Below are 25,303 nucleotides of genomic sequence, written 5' to 3' on the forward strand. Positions count from 1 at the left end.
CTTTGCCGCACGGCATTACTCGGCGGGCGCGACCGAGCGCTGCGCCCGCCGCTAATGGGTTTAGGTACATCGATGACAGAAGGAGAAATCGATGAGTAAGAAAGAATGCATCGCGATGCTCCTCGCAGGAGGACAGGGCAGCCGATTGGGGGCACTCACCCAAAAGATCGCAAAGCCGGCGGTTAGCTTTGGTGGCAAGTTCCGCATTATCGACTTTTCGCTCTCCAACTGCTCCAACTCGGGCATCGACACGGTGGGCGTTCTAACGCAGTACCGTCCCTACCTGCTGCATGCCTACGTGGGCTCTGGCGAGGCGTGGGATCTGGACAGCCGAGACGGCGGCGTGTCGATCCTGCCGCCGTACGAGACGCAGACCGGCGGCGCCTGGTATGCGGGCACGGCCGACGCCATTACGCAGAACCTCGACTACCTCAAGGCCAACGACCCCAAGTACGTCCTGATTCTTTCGGGCGACCACCTGTATCGCATGGACTACCGCAAGATGCTCAAGACGCACATTGAGAACAACGCCGACCTCACGGTGAGCGTTATGCCCGTGCCGTGGGAGGAGGCCAGCCGCTTTGGCATCCTGACCACCGACCCCGAAGACGGCCGCATCACCAAGTTCACCGAGAAGCCCGAGAAGCCCGATTCGAACCTCGCGTCCATGGGCATCTACATCTTCTCGGCCGACGTGCTGATCGAGGCGCTCGAGGAGGACGCTCTGGACCAGCGCTCGAGTCACGACTTTGGCAAGGACATCATCCCCAAGCTGCTCGGCGAGAACAAGCGCCTGTACAGCTACGAGTTCCACGGCTTTTGGAAGGACGTCGGCACCATCGCCAGCTTCCACGAGACCTCGATGGACCTGCTGGGCAACAACCCCGAGTTCGATCTGTTTGACAAGAACTTCCCCATCATGTCCAACATCACCACGCGTCCGCCGCACTACATTGGACCGGACGGCCGCCTGGACGACTGCCTGGTCTCCAACGGCTGCAAGATCTACGGCACCGCTCGTCACTCGATCCTTTCGACCGATGTCATCATCGAGGAGCGCGCCGTGGTCGAGGACTCCGTGCTGCTGCCGGGTGCGCACGTTAAGAGCGGCGCGCACATCTGCCGCGCTATTTTGGGCGAGAACTCCACGGTCGAAGAGGGCGTGAAGCTCGGCTCTGTCGATACCACCAAGGATACGGCCGTCGTTGGAAATGACGTCGTTATCGGGAAGGGGGAATGATCCGATGATCAATCGCAAGGCCATCGGTTATATCACCGCTAACTACTCTTCGTCCTACGGCAGTGTCCTGCTCAAGGACCGCCCCATCGCGTCCGTTCCGTTTTTGGGCCGCTACCGCCTGATCGACTTTCCGCTGTCCAACATGATGAATGCCGGCATCAAGACCGTCGGCGTCGTCATGCCGGGTAACTACCGTTCGCTGATCGACCACGTGGGCTCGGGCAAGGACTGGGGTCTTGACCGCAAGAAGGGCGGCCTGTTCATGGTGCCCGGCAACGCATATGGCACCACCAAGGGCGGCATGCGCTTCCTGCTGCGCGACATCATCTCCAACAAGACGCTGTTCCAGCGCTCGGAGAAGCCCTATGTTGTGATGATGGGCACCAACATCATCTTTAACATGGACCTCAACACCATCATCGAGGCGCACGAGAACTCCGGTGCCCAGATGACCGTGGTGTACTGCAAGGCCACGCGCAACGTCGATGACGAGACCAAGCTCGAGATTAACGAGAACGGCCGCCTGACGGGCGTGAGCGCCGGTGTCGTGTACGGCGACAACGCCTCCATGGACTGCTGCATCGTCAACCGCGATACGCTGCTCGAGATCATCGACCACTACCAGGCCGCCGACTATCTGGACCTGCTCGAGGCGCTCCAGGGCGACTTTGGCAACATCGACGTGTGCAGCTACGAGTACAAGGGCGAGGTCGTGGGCGTGTTTAGCGAGAAGTCGCTGTATCGCCGCAGCATGGACCTGCTCGACCAGACCGTGGCCGACCAGCTCTTCGATCCCGAGCGCCCGATCCTGACCAAGGCCCACGACGTGCCGCCTTCGCGCTATGCGACCGGCAGCCACGCGTGCAACTCGATCATCTCGGCCGGCTGCATCATCAAGGGCACCGTGCGCAATTCGATCCTGTCGCGCGGCGTCGTGGTCGAGGAGGGCGCATCGGTGACCAACTCGATTATCAACCAGAGCTGCATCATCAAGAGCGGCGCACGCGTCGAGAACGCCATCCTGGATAAGAACAACGTGGTTCCCACCAACACCGAGCTTCGCGGCACGCCCGAGAATATTCTGGTGCTGGGCAAGGCTCCGTTAACTTCCGACACCACCATCGTACGTTAACGTTGGCACCGCAACATCGCTCGTAACATGTAGAATAGCCGCCCGGTTCGCGCCAGGCGGCTATTCTCGAATTGCAACATGGGAGACAATATGGCAGATTCCAGCAAAAAGATGCAGATCGTGTTTGCCTCGGCCGAGTGCGCACCGTTTGTGAAGACCGGTGGCCTGGGCGACGTGGCGGGCTCGCTGCCCGCGGCGCTTGTGCGCGCCGGCGCCGAGGTCATCGTCATGGTGCCCAAGTACGCCACCATCAAGGACGAGTACAAGGCGCAGATGGAGCACTTCTCCGACTTTTACGTGAGCCTGGGCTGGCGCAACGAGTACTGCGGTCTCGAGAAGCTCGAGCACGACGGCGTCACCTATATGTTCATCGACAACGAGCGCTACTTTGCGCGCGACTATCCGTACGGCTTCTTTGATGACGGCGAGCGCTTTGCGTTCTTCTCCAAAGCCATCACCGAGAGTCTGCAGCACCTGCCGGCCGGTTTTGAGTGCGACATCCTGCACTGCAACGACTGGCAGACGGCACTGGCGCCCGTGTTCTTGCGCGAGTTCTACCAGGGCCTGCCGCTGTACGACCGCGTCAAGACCGTGTTCTCTATCCACAACGTGGCGTTCCAGGGCCAGTTTAGCGACACCGTGATGGAGGACATCCTGGGTGTGGCGCATATTCCGGCGGCCGCCTCACAGCTGCGTTGCGACGCCTGCAGCATCAACTACATGCTGGGCGCCCTGCGCTATGCCGACGCCATCACCACGGTGAGCCCCACCTATGCCAATGAGATCCAGACGCCCGAGTTTGGTGAGGGCCTGGACGGCGTTCTGCGCGAGCGTTCGTATGCGCTGCAGGGCATTTTGAATGGCATCGACGTGGCAGGCTTTGACCCGGCGACCGACAAGCGCATTGCCGCCAACTACACCGTCGGGGACCGTTCCGGCAAGGCCGTGTGCAAGGCCAAGCTGCAGGAAGAGCTGGGGCTCGAGGTTCGCGACGACCGTCCGCTCATGGTGATGGTCACGCGCCTGACGCGCCAGAAGGGCATGGACCTGGTCATGTACGCGCTCGACCGCATTTTGGCCGGCGGCGTGCAGGTGGCGGTGCTTGGCACTGGCGACCGCGACTACGAGGACGGACTGCGATACTTCCAGGACAAGTACCCCGGCACCATGGCCGCACGCATCGAGTTCGATCCTGCGCTGTCGCAGCGTATGTATGCCGCAGCCGACATGTTCCTGATGCCTTCGAAGTTTGAGCCCTGCGGCCTGTCGCAGATCATCGCCATGCGCTACGGTACCCTGCCCATCGTGCGCGAGACCGGTGGTCTGAAGGACACTGTGATTCCGTATAACGAGTTTACCGGCGAGGGCACGGGCTTCTCGTTTAGCAACTTTAACGGCGACGAGATGGGCGACGCCGTGTTCCGCGCGGCACGCCTGTTCTGGGACAACCGCGATGCCTGGAACCAGCTGGTAACGCAGGCCATGAGCCAGGACTTTAGCTGGACGCGCTCGGCCGACAAGTATCTGGACCTGTACTTCTTTATGCATCCGGAGATTGAGAGGCCGGCGGCTGTTGTCGACGAGCCTGAGGCTGTTGCTGAGCCGGTGGCCGCTGAGGAGCCCAAGGCCGAAGAGAAGCCGGTTGAGGCTGAGCCAGCAAAGGCCGAGCCTGAGGTGAAGGCTGAGGTTGCTCACAAGGCAGAGGTCGAGGTCAAGCCTGCTGTAAAGCCCGTAGCTAAGAAGACCGCGACCACGAAGACCGCTGCGAGCAAGGCCACCGCTGCCAAGGCAACTACTGCCAAGGCAACGACCACGCGCGAGCGCACGACCGCCGCTGCCAAGAAGGCCGCCGAGGTCGAGGCCGCTCCCGAGGTAAAGGCCGAGGTCGCAGAGGTCAAGCCGTCCGCCAAGGCTCCGGCAAAGACCGCTGCCAAGAAGACGACCACGACCGCCAAGAAGGCAACAGCTGCCAAGAAGACCACGGCAACGAAGTCGACGGCCGCCAAGGCTACTATGACAAAGGCCGCTCCGAAGGCAGCCGCAAAGCCGGCAGCCAAGGTCGAGGAGACGCCTGCAGAGTCCAAGGCGGAGGCAACCGTCGAGGACAAGCCCGCTGCCAAGACCACCACGCGAAAGCGCACGACGACGGCCAAGAAGACCACGGCAAAGGCTGCCGCTCCTAAGGCAGAGGCTATGCCCGCCGCCGTCAAAGAGGAGACCAAGCCCGAGGTAAAGCCCAAGCCGGCACCGAAGGCCGCTAAGGTCAAGACCGCTCCGAAGGCTACGGCAAAGGTCGAACCCGCCAAGGAGGCTCCGGTCTCCCCTGCCGCTTCGACCGAGGAAAAGGCTCCGACCAAGAAGACCTCCGTCCGCAAGGCAACGGCCACCCGCAAGCGTCGCTAGCCCACAGACGATCCAAAACCTCATCAAACCCTAAGCAAGGGGCGCTCCAACCGGGCGCCCCTTCTCTGTAGGTAGTGGTAAAACGATTTTCTAGGACAACCGTTCGCCGATGGTAAACGGATGTTGTTTATACACCCTGTGTACTACAGATATACTTACATCTTAGGCGTAAAACCCATGGCCCGCAGGCCATGATTCTATTGAACTGGACCGTACTATGAGATTGATACACAACAGCCGTCTACCGCAGTTTCGCACTCCGTTTGGCGCTGTGACCACTGGAACTTCCGTTGCACTCTCGGTGATTTTGGAGGATGCCGATCCCAACCAGGCAACGCTTACGCTGCGCACCTGGGTCGATGAAGTCGGCGAGACCCTGATCCCAATGGAGCACGAAGGCGATGGCATTTTTACCGGCGAGCTCAAATGCACTGAACCGTGTCTTGTGTGGTACAGCTTTATCTGCAATATCGAGGGCCAGCCCGAGGTCCGCTTGGGCGCACCGCAGGGTCGCACCGGTGGCGAGGGCGTAACTTACGACTACGCCGAGGTGCCGTCCTTCCAGATTACCGTCTATAAGCACCGCGAAGTGCGTCCCGAGTGGTACGAGCGTGGCATGGTCTACCAGATCTTCCCCGATCGCTACGCCCGCGACGAGCACTGGCGCGAGCGCACGCTGGCCGAGGTCGAAAAACCACGCAACGGAATCCAGCGCCGCATGGTCGAGGACTGGAACGAGCCGCCCGTGTACGAGCGCGCCGAAGACGGCTCCATCAAAACCTGGGACTTCTACGGCGGGTCGCTCAAGGGCATCCAGGAAGACCTGCCTCGCATCGCCGAGCTGGGCTTTACAGCCATCTACCTCAACCCCATTTTTGAAGCCGCGAGCAACCACCGCTACGACACGGCCGACTACACCAAGATCGACCCGATCCTGGGCACCGAGCAGGACTTTACCGAGCTGTGCCAGGCGGCCGAGAAGCTGGGCATCTCCATCATTCTGGATGGCGTCTTCAACCACACGGGCGATGACTCGATCTATTTCAACCGCTACGGCAACTACCCCGGCGTGGGCGCGTGGCAGAGCGAGGATTCTCCATGGCGCGATGCGTTTTATTTCCACGAGGACGGCTCATACGACTGCTGGTGGGGCGTGGGCAATATGCCCGCCATCAATGAGAGCTCTGAGCTGGTACGCGAGCGGCTCCTGGGCAAGGACGGCGTGATCCGTAAATGGCTACGTGCCGGCGCTCATGGCTGGCGCCTAGACGTGGCCGACGAGCTTTCCGATGACTTCCTGGCCGAGATCAAAAAGGCCGTGCTCGCCGAGAAGCCTGATGCACTGTTGCTCGGCGAAGTCTGGGAAGACGCCTCCAACAAGATCAGCTACGGCCATCTGCGTCGCTACCTACAGGGCTCCGAGTTGGACTCTGCTATGGATTACCCCTTCCGCGACATGGTCATCGGCTTTTTGATGGGCTACAAGAACGCCTACGAGGCCGCTGAGGATATCGAGACCCTGCGCGAGAACTACCCGAGCGAGGCATTGTCCTGCGCGCTCAACCTGCTGTCGAGCCACGACCGCCCGCGTATCATCTCGGTGCTCGGCGGCGGCCCCGACGAGTCGCAGCTGCCCGAGTGCGAGCGCAGCAAATGGCGCCTGGACGAGAACTCGATGGGCCTGGCCAAGAGCCGTTTTTGGCTCGCCACGCTCATGCAGATGACCTTCCCCGGCGTGCCTTCGATCTACTACGGCGACGAATACGGCCTGGAGGGTCTAACCGATCCGGGCAACCGCCGCACCCTGCCGACCAAGGACCAACTGCACGACTTCGACACGCTGGCTATTGTCAAAAACGCCTCCGCCGTACGCCGCGCACTGCCGTTTATGATCGACGGCGAGATCAAGGCCTTCGCGCTCAACGACGAGGTACTGGCATACAACCGCACGGGCAAGGATGGCGAGTCCGCGACGGTTATCATCAACCGTAGTCTGCGCAATTCGCACCGCGTGACAATTCCGGCGCTCGGCGAATGTGCAAGCGATGTGATTAGTGGCCACGAGTGCGAGATTCACAACGGCACGGTCACGCTCGATTTGTATCCGCTGGGCTCGTCGATCATCTATCATCATGCCGAGCAGCGCTTGCAGGAGCCGCTCGATCACGGCGCGGGCGTTGTGTGCCATATCACCTCGGTACCGACCGATGACGGCAAGCCCGGCACGATCGGCGCACCCACGCGTCGCTTTATCGACCATCTGTCCGCTATGGGCATGCGCTACTGGCAGGTCCTGCCTGTCAACCCAACGGACTTCTTCCGCTCCCCTTACGCCGGGCCTTCGGCCTTTGCGGGCAATATTGACCTGCTGCCCGAGAGCCAAGAGGAGCTGGCGGCCGACTTTGAGACTTGGAAGGCCCGTGGCGGCGAAGATGCCGATCCGCTCTACACCGCGTTTAAACATCGCAACGCCGATTGGCTCGAGAAATACTGCGTCTACATGGCCGTTAAGAAGTACTTTGAGGGCGAGTCGCGCCACGATTGGCCGGCGGATGTCGCGCGCTACAACGAGCACCTGATTGACGACAAGCGTTTCCACGACGAGGCAGAGCTGCAGGCTTACATGCAGTACCGCTTTGACCTAGCCTGGTGCGAGCTCATGAACTACGCGCACAAGAAGGGCATCGAGGTCATCGGCGATATCCCGATGTATGTCTCGGACGATTCGGCCGATGCATGGAGCGGGCCCGAGAACTTCTGGCTGTCCGATACCGGTAAGGCGATTGAAATTTCTGGCGCGCCGCCCGACAACTTTGCGCCCGAGGGCCAGGTGTGGGGCAACCCGACGTTCCGCTGGGACCACATGAAGCAGAACGGCTATAGCTGGTGGATGGATCGCCTACGTCGTGCGTTTTCGCTCTACGACCGCGTTCGCTTGGATCACTTCCTGGGCTTCCACAGCTACTTTAGCATTCCCGCGGGTAAGGCCTGCGCCGACGGGCGTTGGCTGGCAGGCCCGGGCAAGGACCTGTTCCAGACCGCCTATGACGAGCTGGGGCCGCTCAACTTTATCGCCGAGGACCTGGGCTACCTGACGCCCGGCGTTCGCGCCATGGCCTCGACCTGCGGCTTCCCCGGCATGGACGTGCTGGAGTTTAGCAACTACGACGTTCGTTGCGGCGTGCATCCCACACCTGGCAAGATCCTGTACACCTCGACGCACGATACGTCAACGCTCGCGGGTTGGTGCACGCGCTCCTTTGCGGGCGGCGACGAGCCGAGCGGTGTTGAGGTGGCAGCCAAGCTGATGAGCGACGCGCTGACAAGCGACGCTCCCCTGGTGATGATGCCGCTGCAGGACGTGCTGGGGCTTGGCGACGACACGCGCATGAACGTACCGGGCGTGGCCACGGGCAACTGGACCTGGCAGGCTGACGAGGCCGACGTTGCGGCCGCTGAGGGCAAAACCGCACAGCTCCTGCGCAACACGCATAGATTCTGGGGCGAAGCGTGATAAAACGCCCGATATAGGGTACAGTTACAGACGTTTGAATTTTTGCGGGCAGAGCGATCTGCCCGCTTTGTGCTGAAAAGGGAGTATTATGGCGCGCTACGATTACAAGTGCTCGAGCTGCGGCAACGTGTTTGAGGTTGAGCATCCCATGTCCGAGACCCCCGAGGTCGTGTGCCCCAACTGCGGCGCTCCGGCCGCCAAGACGTTCTCGGCCAGCGGCATCAAGTTTGAGGGCAGCGGCTTCTACAACACCGACCAGCGCAGCGGTGGCTCAAGCACCAGCGCCACGAGTGGCTGCTGCGCCAACTGCCCGCACAGCCACTAGAAACCAATCAGCCCCGCGACCAACACTAATCGCGGGGCTATTTCTTTGCGCTATGGGTAGCTAATTATCAGGCCAGGTTTCCTTATGAATTGCAGTGAAATAAGGACAGTTTGGCAGGTAGAAGCCGCTATTCAATCCCTATTTCACCGCAAATTAGTAGTTAGTTGTGGATCAGGCGGGCGCAGAAGTGGCCGTCGTAGGAGTCGGTGTTTACCGGCACGCTTTGGAAGAGGCCTCGATCGTTCTGACGTACGGATACGAGCTTCTTGGCCTGATCGAACTCGGGGAGTTGCAGAATCTGCGCCTCGGAGAGCGGCTCCAGGCTAAAACCGGTGCCCTCGGGAGAGTTCAGGAAAGCGTCCACCACCTGCGTATTCTCCTCGTCGAAGACCGAGCACGTCGCATAGATGAGCTCGCCGTCGGCAGCCACGCGCACAGCAGCCTCTTTGAGCATCGTCAGCTGCAGCTTGGGCAGCTCAACCGTCACATCCTTTTCGGTCAGGCGCCACGGGATCTCGGGATGACGGCGCATGGTGCCGGTGCCAGAGCACGGCGCATCGATAAAGACCGTGTCGAACTTAACCGGCTCGCCAAGCATGGCATCAAACGATGTGAGCACCTCATCAAGCTCGCAAGCATCACCCGAAACCGTACGAACGCCCTGAATACCAGCCTTATGCAGGCGAGCGAGATTCAGATCGCACTTGCGATCATGCAGATCGAGCGCCGTATGCTGACGCTCATAGCCCGCACGCTTGGCCTGGCACATCATCACATAGGTCTTGGTGCCACGGCCGGCACCAATCTCAAGGCAGCTACCAGGGCGCGTGGCAGCTGTGGCGATAAGCTGGGCGTTAAGGTCTGAGGCCACGGCAGCAGCACGCTCAAATACGCCCGACGCAACCGTAACCTGAGCATCGACCGGAGCATGACAGCCAGGGAACACAGGCGCCACAAGCTGCGATAGGTACGGATCAGGTTTGGTTGCAAAGGCGTTCTCGTGCAAAGCGAGCGGCGCGGGCGCCAGATTGCCGGCGAAGCCGAGCGCACCCTCTGGAGTGTCAAACAACGCCATAATGCGAGCGCATAGCCAGCGCGGAAGACCCATCAGGCGCGACAGACGAACCAAGCGTCGCTCGGACTCATCCACGTCGGATGCCGTGGCAAAGTCCTCAACGTTGTCCGCAACCTTGTGCAGCACCGCGTTTGCCAGGCCCGCAGCAGACTTAGCACCACTGCGCACCAGCTCAACACCCTGGCTCACGGCAACGCGGCCCGGCGTATGCAGGTAGAGCATCTCGAAGGCCGAGATACGAAGCGCCATGCGAACGCGCGGCGCAACCTTTTTGGGTTTATCGAGAAACTGATCGAGCAGCTCGTCCAAAATACCCTGCGTGGCGGCCACGCCCAGCGCCAAGCGGGCGGCAAAAGCGGAATCGCGCTGGTCAATAGCCTTGGCCGATGCGCGAGAGGACAGCACGTCGCGCGCATACATGCCGCGGCGATCGGCCTCCATCAGTACATCGAGCGCAAGCTTGCGCGCGGGAGACAGCTTGCTCATGACAAAACACCCCACGAAAGATCGGCACCCTGCAGGCCAGCAGCCCAAGCAGAAGCGGCCATAGCACGCTTGCCATCAGGCTTAACCTCGAGCAACTCAACCGAGCCATCGGAAAGGCCAAGGTGAACACGCTTGGCCTTAACAAGAACCTGACCCTCGTCAAGCGACACATCAGCCGGCGCAGCATCGAGCACACGCACAGTCTTGTCGGCAATCACGCAACGAGCAGGCGCGGTATCGGACGAGGCCAGCACATGACGCACGCAATCAAGCGCCGCCATTTGCGGATCCAAGCGCATCTCCTGCTTAGAAATCTTGGCAGCATGGGTAACGAGCGCCTCATCCTGTTCAATCCACACGGCAGTGCCATCGGCAAGAGAAGGAAGCGTATCGGCAAGCAGTTTGCCGCCGAGCTCAGCGAGCTCCATGGTCAGCGCCTCGGCATGCTTACCGGCAACCGAGGTTGAGGCCTGCGCACAATAGGCGCCGGTATCCACGCCATGTCCAATGCGCATAATAGAAACGCCAGCAATCTCATCACCAGCAAGAATGGCACGCTGAATAGGAGCAGCCCCACGCCAACGAGGCAGCAGCGAAGCATGAACATTCACAATACCAAGCGGCGCCATATGCAGCACCTCATCAGGCAAAATGCAACCATAAGCAGCCACACAGAAAATATCAGCCTGAGCAGCCTGGAGCACCTCAACAACCTCAGGCGTCATACGATTAGCCTCAACAACCGGCAACCCCAGCTCAAGCGCCTTAGCCTTAACAGGAGACGGCTCCAGCTTCTTACCTCGCCCACGAACAGCATCGGGACGAGTAATAACGAGCGCAACCTCATTACCAGCCGCAACAAGCGAAGTCAGCGAAGGCACAGCAAAATCAGGCGTACCCATAAACACAATACGCATAAAAGTTAGTCTCCTCTCAACCAAAGCCGAGACGGCTACAAAGAACAGCGGAAAGCCAAGTCACCAGCCCATCCGCAAGAACATTTCAACAAGAACAAATATACCCAAAACCAAAGAAAGAGCCGCAATAAAAGCAGCTCTTTCAGCAAAGCACCCATCAGCGAAGACGCCCATCCCTGGCCCGACGGCACCCGGGCGAACCGAGCCAGAACAACGCAGTCCCCGGTGCTGAGCGCCCACATATCGTCCCGCGCGCAGTTTCGCAGCAAAGCGAGAATGTTTGAGCACGGGATGATATGTGGGCGCTCAGCACCGGGGACGGTGGGACCTACTTCGTCTCGCCCGGTCGAGCGCCGCGGGCCAGGGCGTCCTGGTACTCCTTGACGGCCTTGAGCCTCTGCATGGGCTTAAGGCGCTCGAACATGGTGTTGCCGTGCAGGTGATCGATCTCGTGCTGCAGGCACACGCAGAACAGATCGCCCGAGGCCTCATAACGAATCAGGTTGGCGTCCAGATCATACGCCTCGACGACGACATGGTCGGGACGCTCGATCTCGCAGCTAATGCCAGGGATGGACAGGCAGCCCTCGCTAAACGGCACCAGATGGTCGCTCTGCTCAACAATAACAGGGTTGATGAGCACGTAGGGGTCGTAGTCGTTCTTATCGCTGTAGTCGCAGTCGATGGTGACGAGCTGAATAAGCTCGCCGATCTGCGGAGCAGCGAGGCCGCAGCCGCCGTTCTCGAACATCATCTTCTTCATCTTCTCGGCAAGCGCCTCGATCGCCGGGGTGATCTCCTCGATGACGGCGCACTCCTGGCGCAGACGAGGGTCGGGCGACAGTACGATTCCGTTGGCTTCCATGGCCATCCTTTCGGGTTGTTACATCAAATCATAGGCGTCGACGTCAACGCTCACGCTCACGCCGCGCACAGAGCCCACCTCTTTGAGGCAGGCGTCGATATCATCAGAGACATGGTACCCCACGGGCGACTTCACAAGCAGATGGAGGCGGTAACGGTCCTTGGCTCTCTCGATTACACACGAAGCCGGGCCTAGCACCTGCGGCACGGCACTCCCCGCCCGCAAAAAATCGGGCGCGGCGGCATGCCAGCGGCGCTTAAGAAGCTTTGCAATGCGCCCAATGTAGTCCTGCGCGTCGTCTCGGTTTGCCGACCACACCAAGATGTTGACCAGGCGAACAAACGGCGGGTACAGCGCGTCGCGGCGCTGGTCCAGATCGTAGTCGGTAAAGATCGAACGGTCGTGCTCAGCGACGGCACGAATGACCGGATCCTCGGGCAGGTAGGTCTGGATGATCACCTCGCCGGGACGATCACCGCGACCGGCACGGCCGGCGACCTGCTCCAGCAAATCGTAGGCGCGCTCCCCTGCGCGGAAATCCGGCAGCTTGAGGGCGAAGTCAGCATTGACCACACCCACGAGCGTGACCTCGGGAAAGTCGAGGCCTTTGGCGATCATCTGGGTGCCCAGCAACACGGCGCAATCGGCCGCATCGAACTGCTCGAGCAGCTTTTTGTGCGCATCCTTGCCGCGCGTGGAATCGGCATCCATGCGGATGATGGCGACGTCCTCGGGCAGCATCTGGTGCAGTGCGTCCTCGATCTGCTGCGTGCCCAGCCCCATTTTTGCCAGGTAGCGACTGCCACATTTGGGACAACGACTCGTGGGCGCGGGATACGGCTGCACGCGCCAGGAGGATCCGCATGTGTGACATTGCAGCGTGTGCGTGCGCTCGTGATACGTAAGCGCTGTAGAGCAGTGGTTGCAGGTGGGAACGCAGCCGCACTCGCGGCACATCAAAAACGGCGCAAAACCGCGGCGGTTGTGCAGCAGCACGGCCTTTTCGCGGCGCTCGACCACACGCTCCAGGCCTTCCATCAGCGGTTTTGAGAACATGGAGCGGCTGCCGTGTGCGAACTCGCGACGCAGGTCGGCAATGCGGACCGTAGGCAGCACGGCGTGTCCGGGGCGCTCGGGCATCTCGACACGCGTCCAGGTGGCACCGTTATACATGCCGCGGCGGCAGCGGTCGAGGGCCTCGGCAGAAGGCGTGGCCGACCCCAGCACGAGCGGGCAGCGATAGCGGCGCGCCATCTCGGCTGCCACCTCGCGCGCATGGTAGCGCGGACTGGACCCCTGCTTGTAGCTGGTCTCGTGCTCCTCGTCAATGATGATGAGGCCCAGGTCGCCAAGCGGGCAAAAGAGCGCCGAACGTGCGCCGACGACCACGCGGGCCGCACCGCTGGCGACCATATCCCACTGATCCAGGCGCTCGCCAGCAGAAAGACGCGAATGGAACACGGCGACCGTCTCGCCAAAGCGCGAGCGGAAGCGGCCGACGGTCTGGGCTGTCAGCGAAATCTCGGGTACCAGCACGCAGGCAGAGCGGCCAGCCGCGAGCACGCGCTCGATGGCGGATAGATAGACCTCGGTTTTGCCGGAGCCCGTAACACCGTCCACGAGCACCACGTCGCCGTGCGCATCCAGGCGAGCGCGCTCAATCTGCGCGAGCGCTTGCTGCTGACCGTTCGTAAGCGCGACCGGCGGTTTGCCGCTTGCAGAGGACAGCGTAGTCTGCTCGCTGCAACCGCGCCAGGCACGGCGCTCCTCCACCACCACGATGCCGCGTTTTTCGAGCGCCTTGATGGTCGCCGACATACTGTTATAGAGAAGGTTGAGGTCGCGCGTCGTGACAGGACCACACTGGAGCGCCTCGATGAGTTGGCGCTGGCGGACCGCGGTCTTGGGTGGCGTGTAGTCAAAGCTATCGGGCGTAAGCATCACCCAGCGGTTTTGGATGGGTTTGACGGCTGGACGTTCAACCGTCCACACACCGTCGTCACCCTTGACCACACGCGGGCTGCCACCCGGAGGCAAGAACAGGCGCAGGCACTCGGAAAGCGTCGCGACATACTCGCGGCTCATCCAACGTGCGATGCGGGCGGCTTCGGCGGTAAAGAGCGGTTTGCTGAGGATGGCCTCGATGGGCTTGATGCGCACGGGGTCGAGGGCGTTGTTGCCCGGCAGATCGCCCAGATCAGGCGCAATGTCGACGACATAGCCCGCGGCGGCACGGTTACCAAAGTGGACCAGGACCGTGGATCCGATCTGGACCTCGTTGGCAAGGGACTCGGGGATGCCGTAAGCAAACGGTTCCGGCAGCGCACGGGTGGGGATGTCGAGGACCACGCTCGCGTAGGCGGCAGGGGGCTCGGGCGCAGGCTTAGACTGAGCCGAGGCAGCGGCAGGCTTGGGCTTCACCGGAGCTTCCTCCGGTTCCGTCGAACCAAACAGCGACAGTTGTTGAGCCATACACCACCTCTAACGAACGGACCTGAAAGGGGTGGGACAAAATAATCAGTAGAGTTTGTCCCATGGCCGATACGAGTGTCGAGCTCGTTGCGTCACTCGAACATGGGACAAACTCTACTGATTATTTTGTCCCAGCAACCCACTCATCGGTACAGAAACAAGAGCCCCGCTCGAGGGAACGGGGCTCGGATACATGCGTTTGCGCGTCTACTACAGCGCCATCGTGCGGGCGCGGTCGATGCGCGCCAGGCAGTCGTCGCGGCCGACGAGCGCCATGGTCTCGCCCAGCGGAGGGCTCACCATGTTGCCGCAGACGGCGACGCGCACGGCCTGGAACACCACGCGCTTCTTGAGGTCCATCTGCTCGGGCAGCGGCTCAAGCGCAGCGTCGATAGCCTCGGCGGTCCACTTGTCCACGCCCTCGAGCGCGGCCTTGGCGGCATCCAGAATGGCGCCCATGCCTTCCTTAGCCAGGCCCTTGTTAACGGATTTCTCGTCATACTCGAGCGTCTCGGCCGTAGCGAAGATGGGAGCGGCGACGGTCACGGCGTCGGCCGGCATCTTGGTGCGAGGCTTGACGATGGCGGCAAGCGCGTCGATCCAGTCCTCGCCGTACTCGACGTTGCCCTCGATGAGACCCGCCTCGTGCAGCTCGGGGACCATGATCTCGTCGGCAAACTGGGCATCGGACATGCCGTTGATGTACTCGGCGTTGACCCAGTCGAGTTTCTTGGGGTCGAAGGTCGCCGGGTTCTTGGAGATACGGTCGAGCGAGAACTTGCTGGCCAGGACATCGCGCGGGATGATCGTGGTCTCGCCGTCGAGCGACCAGCCGAGCAGCGCCAGATAGTTGACGAAGGCGTCGGAAAGGTAGCCGGCGTCGCGGTACTCCTCCACCGAAGTTGCGCCGTGGCGCTTGGAGAGCTTCTTACCGTCGGCGCCCAGGATCATGGAGATGTGGGCGAACGTGGGCACGGGCGCGCCAAGGGCCTCGTAGACCATGACCTGGCGCGGGGTGTTGGACAGGTGGTCGTCGCCGCGGATGACATGGGTGATCTTCATCATGGCGTCGTCGACGACGGTCGCGAAGTTGTACGTGGGCGTGCCATCGGAGCGGAAGATGACAAAGTCGTCGAGCTCCTTGGCGTCGAAGGTCACCTCGCCATGGACGGCATCGTGGATGACGACGTCGCCGCGGTCCTCGGGCACCTTGATGCGCAGGACGTAGGGCTCGCCGGACTCGATGCGGCGGCGTGCCTCCTCGGGATCAAGATCGCGGCAACGACGCTGATAGCCCTGGAAGGGGTCCTTGCGCTCCTGCGCGGCCTTGCGGTCGGCATCGAGCTGCTCCTTGGTGCAGAAGCAGGGATAGGCCTTGCCCTCGTCCCAAAGCTTCTGGGCGGCCTGCTTGTACAGGTCCAGGCGCTCGGTCTGGGCATAGGGACCATAGTCGCCGCCCACCTCGGGACCCTCGTCCCAGTCCAGGCCAAGCCAACGCATGGCGCGCAGGATGATCTGCGTGTTCTCGTCGGTGGAACGGGTGGGATCGGTGTCGTCGATGCGCAGAATGAACGTGCCGCCGTTTGCGCGGGCGAAAGCCCAGTTATAGATAGCGGTGCGGGCGCCGCCGATGTGCAGCTTGCCCGTCGGTGAGGGTGCAAAGCGGACGCGAACGTCTGATGCCATGGAAATCTCCTCGATTGCAGGATGGATGTCTAACCGCACCAGTATAAAGCATCAAAGCAACCTCCGCACAAAGGGCACCGACCCACTCATTGGGGACAGACTTAAATGACCATTCGTTGGGGACGTTCTTCGAAGCTAACTGAACAAGAGTGTCCCAAACTGCCGTCACTTGGGGACGTTCCTAAACTGCCGGCAGAAAAGGACCGTCCCCAAGTGCCGACACATAAGGAACGTCCCCAGGTGCCGTAAGAGTGTTCCTATTGGCTGGTCATTTAAGTCTGTCCCCAATGAGTAGGTGCGGAAAGGGTGTGAATGTTTGATTTACGCGCTATGATGTGCCCTTGCATAGAGAGCCCGGCGGAATGGTAACGGTCGCCGGGACACGTTTTTGAAAGGACAATCATGTCAGAAGAACTTCGTTCCATCCCACCCCAACACGGGTCCTTTGTTTTTACGTCGGAGTCGGTGACCGAAGGTCATCCCGATAAGATCGCTGACCAGATCAGCGACGCCGTCCTCGACGCAATCCTCGCCAAAGAAATAGAGCTCCAGGAGCAGGGCTACATCGCCCCCAACGGCGTGCCTGCCAACGTGGAGAACGTCCGCTGCGCCTGCGAGACCCTCGTGACCACCGGCACGGTCATCGTCGCCGGCGAGATTCGCACCCAGGCCTACGTCGACGTACAGGAAATCGCCCGCGGCGTCATCCGCCGCATTGGCTACAACCGTGCCAAGTTCGGTTTTGACTGCGACACCTGCGGCGTTATGAGCCTCATCCACGAGCAGTCGCCCGATATCGCCCAGGGCGTCGACGAGTCCTTCGAGACACAGACCGGCGCTACCACCGACCCGATCGACCTGATCGGTGCCGGCGACCAGGGCATGATGTTCGGTTATGCCTCCAACGAGACCAAGACCCTCATGCCCATGCCACACTACCTGGCAAGCCGCCTGGCCGAGCGCCTGGCCGCCGTGCGTCACGACGGTACCCTCGCCTATCTGCGTCCCGACGGCAAAACCCAGGTCACCGTGCGCTACGAGGAAGGCAAGCCAGTCGAGGTCACGACCATCGTCATCTCCACGCAGCACGCCGCCGAGATCGAGGAGATGGGCAAGATCAAGGCCGACCTCATCGAACACGTCATCACCCCGGTCATGGCCGCTGAGAACATGCCGTGGGACAACGCGGACATCTATGTGAACCCCACCGGTCGCTTTGTCGTAGGCGGCCCCATGGGCGACACGGGCCTCACCGGCCGCAAGATCATCGTCGACACCTATGGCGGCTACGGCCGTCACGGCGGCGGCGCCTTTAGCGGCAAGGACTGCACCAAGGTCGACCGTTCCGCCGCGTATGCCGCGCGCTGGGTCGCTAAGAACGTGGTCGCCGCCGGTCTGGCCGACCGCTGCGAAGTCGAGCTTGCCTACGCCATCGGCGTTTCCAAGCCCCTCTCAATCATGGTCGACACCTTCGGTACCGCGCATGTTGCCGAGGACAAGATCGTCGAGGCCGTCGAGAAGACCTTCGACCTGCGCCCGGGCGCAATCATCCGCGACCTAGACCTGCGTCGACCGATCTACGAAAAGACGGCAGCCTACGGCCACTTCGGCCGAGAAGACGCCGACTTTACCTGGGAGAAGACCGACCGAGTCGAAGAACTCAAAGCAGCCTGTGGCCTGTAGGCTTACGAGAAAAGCCACAGCCAAATAGAAACACGCCAAAAAGAGGTACCGGAACAACCGGTACCTCTTTTTTATTAACCGGTGGCGAAGATGAGTCGACATGGGACGCAGAATAGGTTCCCAGCTGATGAATTTTGCAGCAAGCGTGCCCCTACCATGTATCCTAAGTTCCGAGGGCTTTGGTATTTGGTCGATCGCGAATTCCGCACGAGCCGGAGGCCACTTAATGTGGCCTCCGTGCGAGTCAGGACTGTAGAGCAGGCGACCAAATACCAAAGCCCTCGGAACGACGGGATAGAACAGGAGCGCATATGGCAGGCAAGCCGCAAACACTAGCTACGACCTCGGCATTCGAGATCTTGGGGCCCGTCATGGTCGGCCCCAGCTCATCGCACACCGCCGGCGCCCTGCGGTGCGCCCAAGTTGCCGCCAGCCTGCTGGAAGGCCGCATCACTAAGGTCACCTTTGGCCTGTGGAACTCCTTTGCCCACACCTACCGCGGCCACGGCACCGATCGTGCGCTCGTCGCGGGCATCCTGGGCCTCGACACCGACGACGAGAACATCAAGCAGGCCTTCGACCTCGCACGCGAGCAGGGCCTCGACTACCACTTTGAAATTAAGGGCGACGACGCCTCCATCCATCCCAACACCGTCGACATCGACATGGCCGACGATACGGGCGCCACGGCGCAGGTCCGCGGCGAGAGCCTCGGCGGCGGCAAGATGCGCATCAGCCGCATCAACGGCGTCGGCGTCGATATCTCGGGCATGTATTCCACGCTCTTCGTGGCACACCAGGACGTCCCCGGTGTGCTCGCCGCGCTCACGAACCTGCTCGCCTACGCACATGTAAACATCGCTTTCTGCCGCACCTACCGCACCGAGGTGGGCGGCCAGGCATACTCCGTCTTTGAAACCGATGGCGCCCCCGACGACACCGTCATCCCCATGCTGCGCAAGCTCGACAATGTAAACTACGCCACCTTTATCGAGCTCCCGGGCTCGGCCTCGTCGCTCTCCCCCGGCGTTTCGGCCAAGGAAATCTTTGACGATGGTGCGCAGTTGCTCGACGCCTGCGCCGAACTCGGCCTCAACATCGGCGCCGTCATGGCCGTTCGCGAGGCGCGCCTGACCGGCGAGGCCCACGCCGTCGCCGCCATGCGCCGCGTGCTCGACGTCATGCGCGAGGAGACCACGACCCCCATCGTCAATCCGCAGCGATCGCTCGGCGGGCTTATCGGCGGCGAGGCTAAACTCGTCGATGCCACCGGCCGCAACGATTTGAGCACGAGCCTAATGGGCACCGTTCAAACCGATGCCGTGGCCCGCGCGATGGCCGTGCTCGAGCGCTCCGCCACGATGGGAGTGATCGTCGCCGCTCCCACGGCAGGCTCCGCGGGTGTCGTGCCCGGCTGCGTGCTGGCGCTCGCCGATCACCTTCAGCTCGACGACGAGCAGGTCATGGACGCGCTCTACTGCGCAGCCGCCATCGGCCTCAACCTCACCACGAGCGCCTGCGTCGCCGGCGCCGAGGGCGGCTGTCAGGCCGAGGTCGGAAGTGCGGCCGCCATGGCAGCCGCCGCGCTGGTGCAGATGCTCGGCGGCACGCCCGGGCAGGCGCTCGACGCCAGTTCCATCGCGCTGAGTAACTTGCTGGGCCTCGTTTGTGACCCCGTCGGTGGCCTCGTGGAGGTACCCTGCCAAAACCGCAACGCCATCGGCGTGGCAGCCGCCTTTAGCTCGGCGCAGCTTGCACTTGCCGGTATCAAGAGCCTGGTGCCGTTTGACCAGATGGCGCACGTCATGCTCTCCGTGGGCCACGCGTTGCCGGCCACGCTGCGCGAGACGGCAAAGGGTGGCATCGCGCAGGCTCCGGCCGCACTTTCGGCCTGTGCAAAATGCGGTGTGTGCGGATAGCGACAAAGAAAGACTCGAAGGTGGGACATTTGTCCCACCTCTTTTGAATGCCACCGTTTCCATACCACAAACAACTGGGTAATCGCTATAATGCAAGCCCAGTAAAAACACGATGAGCCGCAAGGCGAAATCCGAAGGATATGCATACGATGTCGCAAAACGATCGAACTCAACTGATTCCCGATCCGCAGCAGCCGAGCAGGCACACCGGCGGCGTTCAGTCGCCGCGTCCTATCGCGCCGAGCCGCGGTCAGCAGCGAGGTGCGGCAAACGTTTCCCAACGTCCGAACAAGCAGCATCAGCAGCGCCAGGCAAATGGCAATGCGCCCAAGCAGCCCCCCACGCACGCTCGAGGCGATCGCGGCCCCGCACGCAAACCCGCCGAGAACAATAAGTCGGGCAAAAAGACGACGCTCTTTGTCGTTCTGGGTCTTATCGTCATTGTCTATATCGTAGGCGTCGTAGCGTTTTCGCAGGTAGCCTATCCCAACACCACTATCGCCGGCGTCGATGTCTCGTTCTCCAACGCTTCGTCTGCCGCCACCAAGGTCAACTCGGCTTGGAAGCACTATAAGCTCACCGTGACAGGCGATGACTTTAGCTGGACCTATCAGCCCGAGTCCGATGAGCCCATTGTCGACGGCGAAGCTGCCGCAAAAGAGATTATCAGCCGCAACGAAGCCATTGTATGGCCGGTTCGCCTTGTAGAATCCTTAAGCGGCAAGACCAAAACAACCGCTAGCTCCAACGAAGTCGATCTTGATCAAGACGTCGACCTGTCCATGCTCTCCGACACCTTTGACCAAAAGCAGTTTGAGAAGGATCTGGGCGCCGCCATCGACGAGTTTAACGAGGGGCGTTCGGGCGCGTTCGAGGCCAATAGCTCCTATGACGAGCAGGCCGGCAAGTTTACCGTCGAGAAGGCGCGCTCCAACGAAAAACTCAACCGCGAGCATGTCATTAAGTATGCCGAGCTCGAGCTTGCCTCGCTGGCCGAGACCGTAGATCTTTCCAAGCTCGGCAACGATGCCTATGAGCCGCTCAATGGAACGCTGACCGACGATCAGATTCAGGCCGCATGCGATGCCGCCAATAACTTCTTGGGCGTCAACGTGACCCTCAAGCTTAACGGCGAAGATGCCGGCAAGGTTGATGGCGGCTCCGTATTGCAGTGGATCAGCTTTGCCGATCCGGCCAACCCCACGCTCGATACGTCGCAGATCAGCAGCTGGGCAGCCGAGCTCGCCAACGGCTTTAATACCGTGGGCTCCACTCGCTGGTGGACGCGCGCCGATGGCAAGCAGTGTGCCGTCGAAGGCGGTGACTTTGGTTGGTCCATTGACAGCAGCTCGCTCGCCAAGCAGGTCGAGGACGCCATTAACAACAAGCAGACCGGCGAAATCGAGATCAAGTACTCCCAGAAGGCCGACACCTTTACCGCAAAGGGAGAGCCCGACTGGAAGGCGTATATCGACGTCGATCTGTCCGAGCAGCACGCGCGCTACTACGACGAGAGCGGCAATATCGTGTGGGAGGCCAACTTTATTTCCGGCAAACCGGGCGAAGACGCCACGCCCGAAGGCGTCTGGCAGATCAACAGCAACGACGGCGCGAGCACGCTGATTGGCGCCAAGGACCCCGAGACGGGCAAGCCCAAATACGAGAGCCCGGTGAGCTACTGGATGCCGTTTGAGGGCAACATGATCGGCTTCCACGATGCCACCTGGCAAAACGACAAGAGCTTCGATAATGCCGAGTCGTACAAGTGGTGCGGCAGCCACGGTTGCATCAACCTGCGCCTGGCAGACGCCAAGGCACTTCACGACTGCATCAAAGTCGGCCTGTGCGTAGTTGTCCACTCGTAGTGCAACGCGCGCATTCCTACAACGTGGAACCGCTGCGACCAATCTAACAGTTCCGAAAGAAACCGTCCTATGCGCCCGCCCCAACCGGTGGGCGCATATAATTATCGAGGTTCTTTCTATAAAGGAGACGCTATGCCGAATGTCCCCACGATCACCCCGGGCCCAGATGATACCGAGCGCACGCCCAAAGGTGCCACCGAAACGATTCCTCTGATTACAAACGTACATGCCGACAAGCAGAGCGAACGCACGAACGATACGGCCGAGATTTCCGATGAAGAGGCATATGCCAAGCTCAAGGCAAAACGTGCCGAACGTCGACGCAAAAAGCTGATTCGACGCGGTATTGCCGCCGGCGTCGTAGGTGCCATCGCGCTCATTGCCATTGTCGCAACCCTGGTTATCAATGCGCAGCCACAGGGCGTTAGCGAGCCTGTGACCGACATGGTGACCGAGGGCACGTTTACCACAACGGTCGAGGCGAAAGGCCAGCTCAAACCCATTTCGTCCTCAGTGGTCTCCCCTTCTGTCGACGGCACGGTCGATTCGATCAACGTGCAGGCAGGCCAATCCGTCAACGAGGGCGACGTGCTTATGACCATTAAAAACGACGAGCTCGATCGCAACGTTGCCGAGGCGCAGCGTGCAGTTGCAGCCGCCCAGGAAGACCTCGCCAACGCGCAGAAAGCCCTCGCTTCCGCGCAGGCCACCCCAACGACGGACGTCGATGCAGCTTCCGCCGCAGCGGCAGGCGCCTCCGCTGGGTCCGCCGACACGAACACCGTATCGGCCGCACAGCGCAGCCTCGCATCAGCCCAGGCAAACCTCGATCAGGCGAACGCCAAGGCCGCCGGGCGCACGGTTACGGCGCCGAGCTCGGGCAGCATCGTGGAGCTTAACGCCAAGGTGGGCGCCACGGTAACAGGCGGCATGATCATGGGCGAAAGCGATACGAGCGGCGGCAAGCAGTGCATGCAGATCGCCGACCTCTCCAAGATGAAGGTAACGGTTCAGGTGGGCGAAAAGGACATCACCAAGATCGCCGTGGGCCAGAGCGCCAACGTGACCTATCCCGCGTTTCCCGATATTGTGAGCCAGGGGACGGTCACGGCCATCGCCTCGGTGGCAAACTCCGACTCCAACTCCGGCGGCGGCAGCGTAACCTTTAACGTCGACATCCTCATCGAGGCTCCCGACGCGCGCCTGAAGCCGGGCATGACAGCCGAGGTCTCGGTGGTGACCGAGCAGCTCGACGACGTGGTGATGGTGCCGACGATGGCGCTCATGACCGAAGATGGCGAACACTATTACGTCAACGTGGCAACCAATGACGAGGGCAAGCAAACCCGTCGCGTGAAGGTGACCATCGTGACACAAAACGACAACGAAGCCGTAGTCGGCAAGACACAGATCAAGCGCGACGACCAGGGCAACGAAATCAATCCTGGCGTGCCCACAACCAAACTGCGCGACGGTGACACCCTCGTCATGGACACCGGAGCGGGCGCAACGGCTGACGGCGGCCACAGCGCGGATTCGGGCAACATGTCTGCCGACGAGGGTATGTAATGCGTCCCGTCATCGACATTCGCAACGTGCACCGTATCTTTGAGAGCGAGGCCGGCTGCGCCCATATCCTGCACAACGTGAGCCTGGCGGTAGATCCCGGCGAGTTCGTCGCTATCACCGGCCCCTCGGGCTCGGGCAAGTCGACGCTCATGAACATCCTAGGCTGCCTGGATAAACCGACGGCAGGCGACTACTACCTGCAAGGGCTCAACGTGGCCGAGCTCGATGATGACGAGCTCACCGAAGTTCGCGCCCTGAGCATTGGCTTTGTCTTTCAGAGCTTCAACCTGCTGCCGCGCCTGTCGGTTATCGAAAACGTCATGCTGCCGCTGGCCTACACCAATGTGCCCCGTAGCCAGCGCGAGATGCGCGCCGTGCACGCACTGCAGGCCGTCACGCTACCGGTCGACCACTGGGACCACCGCATATCCGAGCTCTCGGGCGGCCAGATGCAGCGTGTCGCCATCGCGCGCGCCCTCGTCAATGACCCGCCCATCATCCTGGCCGATGAGCCAACGGGAAACCTGGACTCCGCAACCGGAGCGCTTGTGATGGAGACCTTCCATAAGCTCCAGGAGCGTGGCAAAACCATCGTGCTTATCACACACGACCCCGGCATTGCCGCCGAGGCCGACCGTGCCGTGACCATACGCGACGGTCGCATTCACGACGGCGCGTATATTCCACATGCACCGCGGACCCTGCGCAGCGCCGTAGATAGCCTGCCCATGATTTCCGCCTCCGCCAACCCGCCGAAAGGAGTGATGGCATGAGCGCCCGCGATCTCATCCAGGAAGCCCTTCATTCGCTCGAGGCCAACAAGGGGCGCAGCCTGCTCACCATCCTGGGAATCGTCATTGGCATTGCCTCGGTCATCGCCATGACCTCGCTCATCGGCGGCATCCAAAACAGCCTGGTCAACAGCCTGGGCCTCAATGCGGCACGCATGGTGCAAATCTATTCGTCGCAAGAACTCACCGAGTCGGACATCGAGAAGCTTCAAAAACTGTTGCCGCAGATTGAGCAGATCGGCATTGTCGACAGCGCGTATACCGAATACAAGACCGGCGATAAAAGCTATACCGTCATGGCGCAGGGCGTCGACAGCGACATGCTCGACGCCGTGGGGGCCAGCAAGCTCGTTGCGGGGCGAACCTATTCCCAGGCCGAGTCCCAATCAGGCTCGCGCGTGGCGCTCATCAGCCGCGGCGGCGCCGATCAGCTTTACGGCAACGAACAGGACGCGGTGGGGAAAACCATCAAGGTGTCCAACGGCGAGGTGCAGATTGTAGGCGTGATTGATGGCGGCAGCGACTCCATGGGCTCGCTCACGCTGTATATGCCACGCGAAACCATCGCCGGGCTGTTTGGCGACGAGAATCCTTCATTCCCCAGCGTGACGGCACTTGCCGCCGAGGGCACGGACATGGATGAGCTTTGTAAGGCCATCGAGTCCAAGGTGCGCGCGATGAAGGGCATCGAGGAGGAGGATGATGAGTACGACAGTGTATCGGCGGCATCCATGAAAAGCGCCATCGATGCACTCAACTCCTTTATGGGCGCGTTCTCGCTCATCATGGGTGCTGTCGCCAGCATCTCGCTGCTTGTCGGCGGTATCGGCATTATGAATATGATGCTCACCAACGTGACTGAGCGCATCCGCGAGATCGGTATTCGCCGTGCCCTGGGTGCCAGTCGTCGCGATATCACCGCGCAGTTTTTGGCCGAGTCCTCGGCGCTGTGCGTCACCGGTGGCCTACTGGGTGTCCTGATTGGCTATCTGCTGGCCTGGGGCCTCGCGATGTTTGCCTCCGGATCCGGGATTCTTGGCGAGCTCGGAGCCAGCGGGCAAATCACACCGAGTTTTTCAATCGCCACGGTGCTGCTGGCCTTCGCCGTCTCCGTCGGCATCGGCGTAATCTTTGGCTTCTACCCCGCTCGCCGCGCGGCAAAGCTCAACCCGGTGGAGTGCCTACGCTACCAGTAAGCCACCACCAACAAGTTGCGGTGAATTAGGGACTGAATATGCTATCTAGCAGCAAAAACAGACACTATTTCACCGCAACTTATTAAAGGGCTGTTTGCACCAGTTCCGGGCGTCGTCCTCGAGCTATTGGTGGATGACGGGCTTGTACGGGTCGAGCTTGCTCGG

Annotated in this window: 16 protein-coding genes; 11 read left to right on the forward strand and 5 right to left on the reverse strand. The window is 61.2% G+C overall.

The features are described from left to right. Window positions 1-91: 91 nt before the first annotated feature. From PMW70_RS00100 to PMW70_RS00120, 5 genes are all read left to right on the forward strand, one after another. A complete protein-coding gene (locus PMW70_RS00100) occupies window positions 92-1,240 on the forward strand; it encodes a glucose-1-phosphate adenylyltransferase (RefSeq protein ID WP_271743499.1) in 1,149 nt (382 codons plus the stop codon). A gap of 4 nt (window positions 1,241-1,244) precedes the next feature. Continuing rightward, window positions 1,245-2,372, forward strand: a complete 1,128-nt coding sequence (gene glgD, locus PMW70_RS00105) for a glucose-1-phosphate adenylyltransferase subunit GlgD (RefSeq protein ID WP_271743500.1) — start codon at window positions 1,245-1,247, stop codon at window positions 2,370-2,372. A 90-nt stretch (window positions 2,373-2,462) separates the two neighbouring features. Then, window positions 2,463-4,775, forward strand: a complete 2,313-nt coding sequence (gene glgA, locus PMW70_RS00110; RefSeq protein ID WP_271743501.1) for a glycogen synthase GlgA — start codon at window positions 2,463-2,465, stop codon at window positions 4,773-4,775. 217 nt (window positions 4,776-4,992) lie between these two features. Further along, window positions 4,993-8,289: a 4-alpha-glucanotransferase gene (locus tag PMW70_RS00115; RefSeq protein WP_271743502.1), complete on the forward strand. Its 3,297-nt coding sequence runs from the start codon at window positions 4,993-4,995 to the stop codon at window positions 8,287-8,289. Window positions 8,290-8,377: 88 nt separating this feature from the next. Next, on the forward strand, window positions 8,378-8,614 hold the full coding sequence (locus tag PMW70_RS00120) for an FmdB family zinc ribbon protein (protein ID WP_117583493.1): 237 nt from the start codon (window positions 8,378-8,380) through the stop codon (window positions 8,612-8,614). 160 nt (window positions 8,615-8,774) lie between these two features. Here the strand turns inward: PMW70_RS00120 and PMW70_RS00125 are convergent, their stop codons facing one another. The 5 genes from PMW70_RS00125 to gltX form a co-directional block, all read right to left on the reverse strand. Next, complete coding sequence (locus PMW70_RS00125; protein ID WP_271743503.1) at window positions 8,775-10,175, reverse strand: RsmB/NOP family class I SAM-dependent RNA methyltransferase; 1,401 nt, start codon at window positions 10,173-10,175, stop codon at window positions 8,775-8,777. After that, window positions 10,172-11,092 (reverse strand): methionyl-tRNA formyltransferase, encoded by a 921-nt coding sequence (gene fmt, locus PMW70_RS00130; protein ID WP_271743504.1) that lies wholly within the window; start codon window positions 11,090-11,092, stop codon window positions 10,172-10,174. Before fmt ends, PMW70_RS00125 begins: the two co-directional genes overlap by 4 nt. A 328-nt stretch (window positions 11,093-11,420) precedes the next feature. Next, window positions 11,421-11,957: a peptide deformylase gene (gene def, locus PMW70_RS00135; protein WP_271743505.1), complete on the reverse strand. Its 537-nt coding sequence runs from the start codon at window positions 11,955-11,957 to the stop codon at window positions 11,421-11,423. Between the two features lie 18 nt (window positions 11,958-11,975). Continuing rightward, window positions 11,976-14,429 (reverse strand): replication restart helicase PriA, encoded by a 2,454-nt coding sequence (priA, locus tag PMW70_RS00140; protein WP_271743506.1) that lies wholly within the window; start codon window positions 14,427-14,429, stop codon window positions 11,976-11,978. Between the two features lie 210 nt (window positions 14,430-14,639). After that, entirely contained in the window at window positions 14,640-16,115 is a 1,476-nt protein-coding gene (gltX, locus tag PMW70_RS00145; protein ID WP_271743507.1) for a glutamate--tRNA ligase, read from the reverse strand. 402 nt (window positions 16,116-16,517) lie between these two features. Between gltX and metK the strand changes: the two genes are divergently transcribed. The 6 genes from metK to PMW70_RS00175 all read left to right on the forward strand — a co-directional run bounded on the left by metK (window position 16,518) and on the right by PMW70_RS00175 (window position 25,138). Continuing rightward, entirely contained in the window at window positions 16,518-17,798 is a 1,281-nt protein-coding gene (gene metK / locus PMW70_RS00150; RefSeq protein WP_271743508.1) for a methionine adenosyltransferase, read from the forward strand. A gap of 311 nt (window positions 17,799-18,109) precedes the next feature. After that, window positions 18,110-19,717, forward strand: coding sequence for an L-serine ammonia-lyase, iron-sulfur-dependent, subunit alpha (sdaAA, locus tag PMW70_RS00155; protein WP_271743509.1), 1,608 nt, complete (start codon window positions 18,110-18,112; stop codon window positions 19,715-19,717). Between the two features lie 149 nt (window positions 19,718-19,866). Continuing rightward, window positions 19,867-21,582: a L,D-transpeptidase gene (locus tag PMW70_RS00160; RefSeq protein ID WP_271743510.1), complete on the forward strand. Its 1,716-nt coding sequence runs from the start codon at window positions 19,867-19,869 to the stop codon at window positions 21,580-21,582. A gap of 132 nt (window positions 21,583-21,714) precedes the next feature. Next, window positions 21,715-23,151, forward strand: a complete 1,437-nt coding sequence (locus PMW70_RS00165) for an efflux RND transporter periplasmic adaptor subunit (protein ID WP_271743511.1) — start codon at window positions 21,715-21,717, stop codon at window positions 23,149-23,151. Continuing rightward, window positions 23,151-23,924 carry an ABC transporter ATP-binding protein gene (locus PMW70_RS00170; RefSeq protein WP_271729116.1) on the forward strand — a complete coding sequence of 258 codons (774 nt, stop codon included), beginning with the start codon at window positions 23,151-23,153 and terminating at the stop codon, window positions 23,922-23,924. Before PMW70_RS00165 ends, PMW70_RS00170 begins: the two co-directional genes overlap by 1 nt. Then, window positions 23,921-25,138 (forward strand): ABC transporter permease, encoded by a 1,218-nt coding sequence (locus PMW70_RS00175; RefSeq protein WP_271743512.1) that lies wholly within the window; start codon window positions 23,921-23,923, stop codon window positions 25,136-25,138. The genes PMW70_RS00170 and PMW70_RS00175 overlap by 4 nt, the downstream gene beginning before the upstream one ends. Window positions 25,139-25,303 lie beyond the last annotated feature (165 nt).

Origin of the sequence: Collinsella aerofaciens, from assembly GCF_028209625.1 — a bacterium.
In the GTDB taxonomy this organism is placed as follows: Bacteria; Actinomycetota; Coriobacteriia; order Coriobacteriales; family Coriobacteriaceae; genus Collinsella; species Collinsella aerofaciens_AM.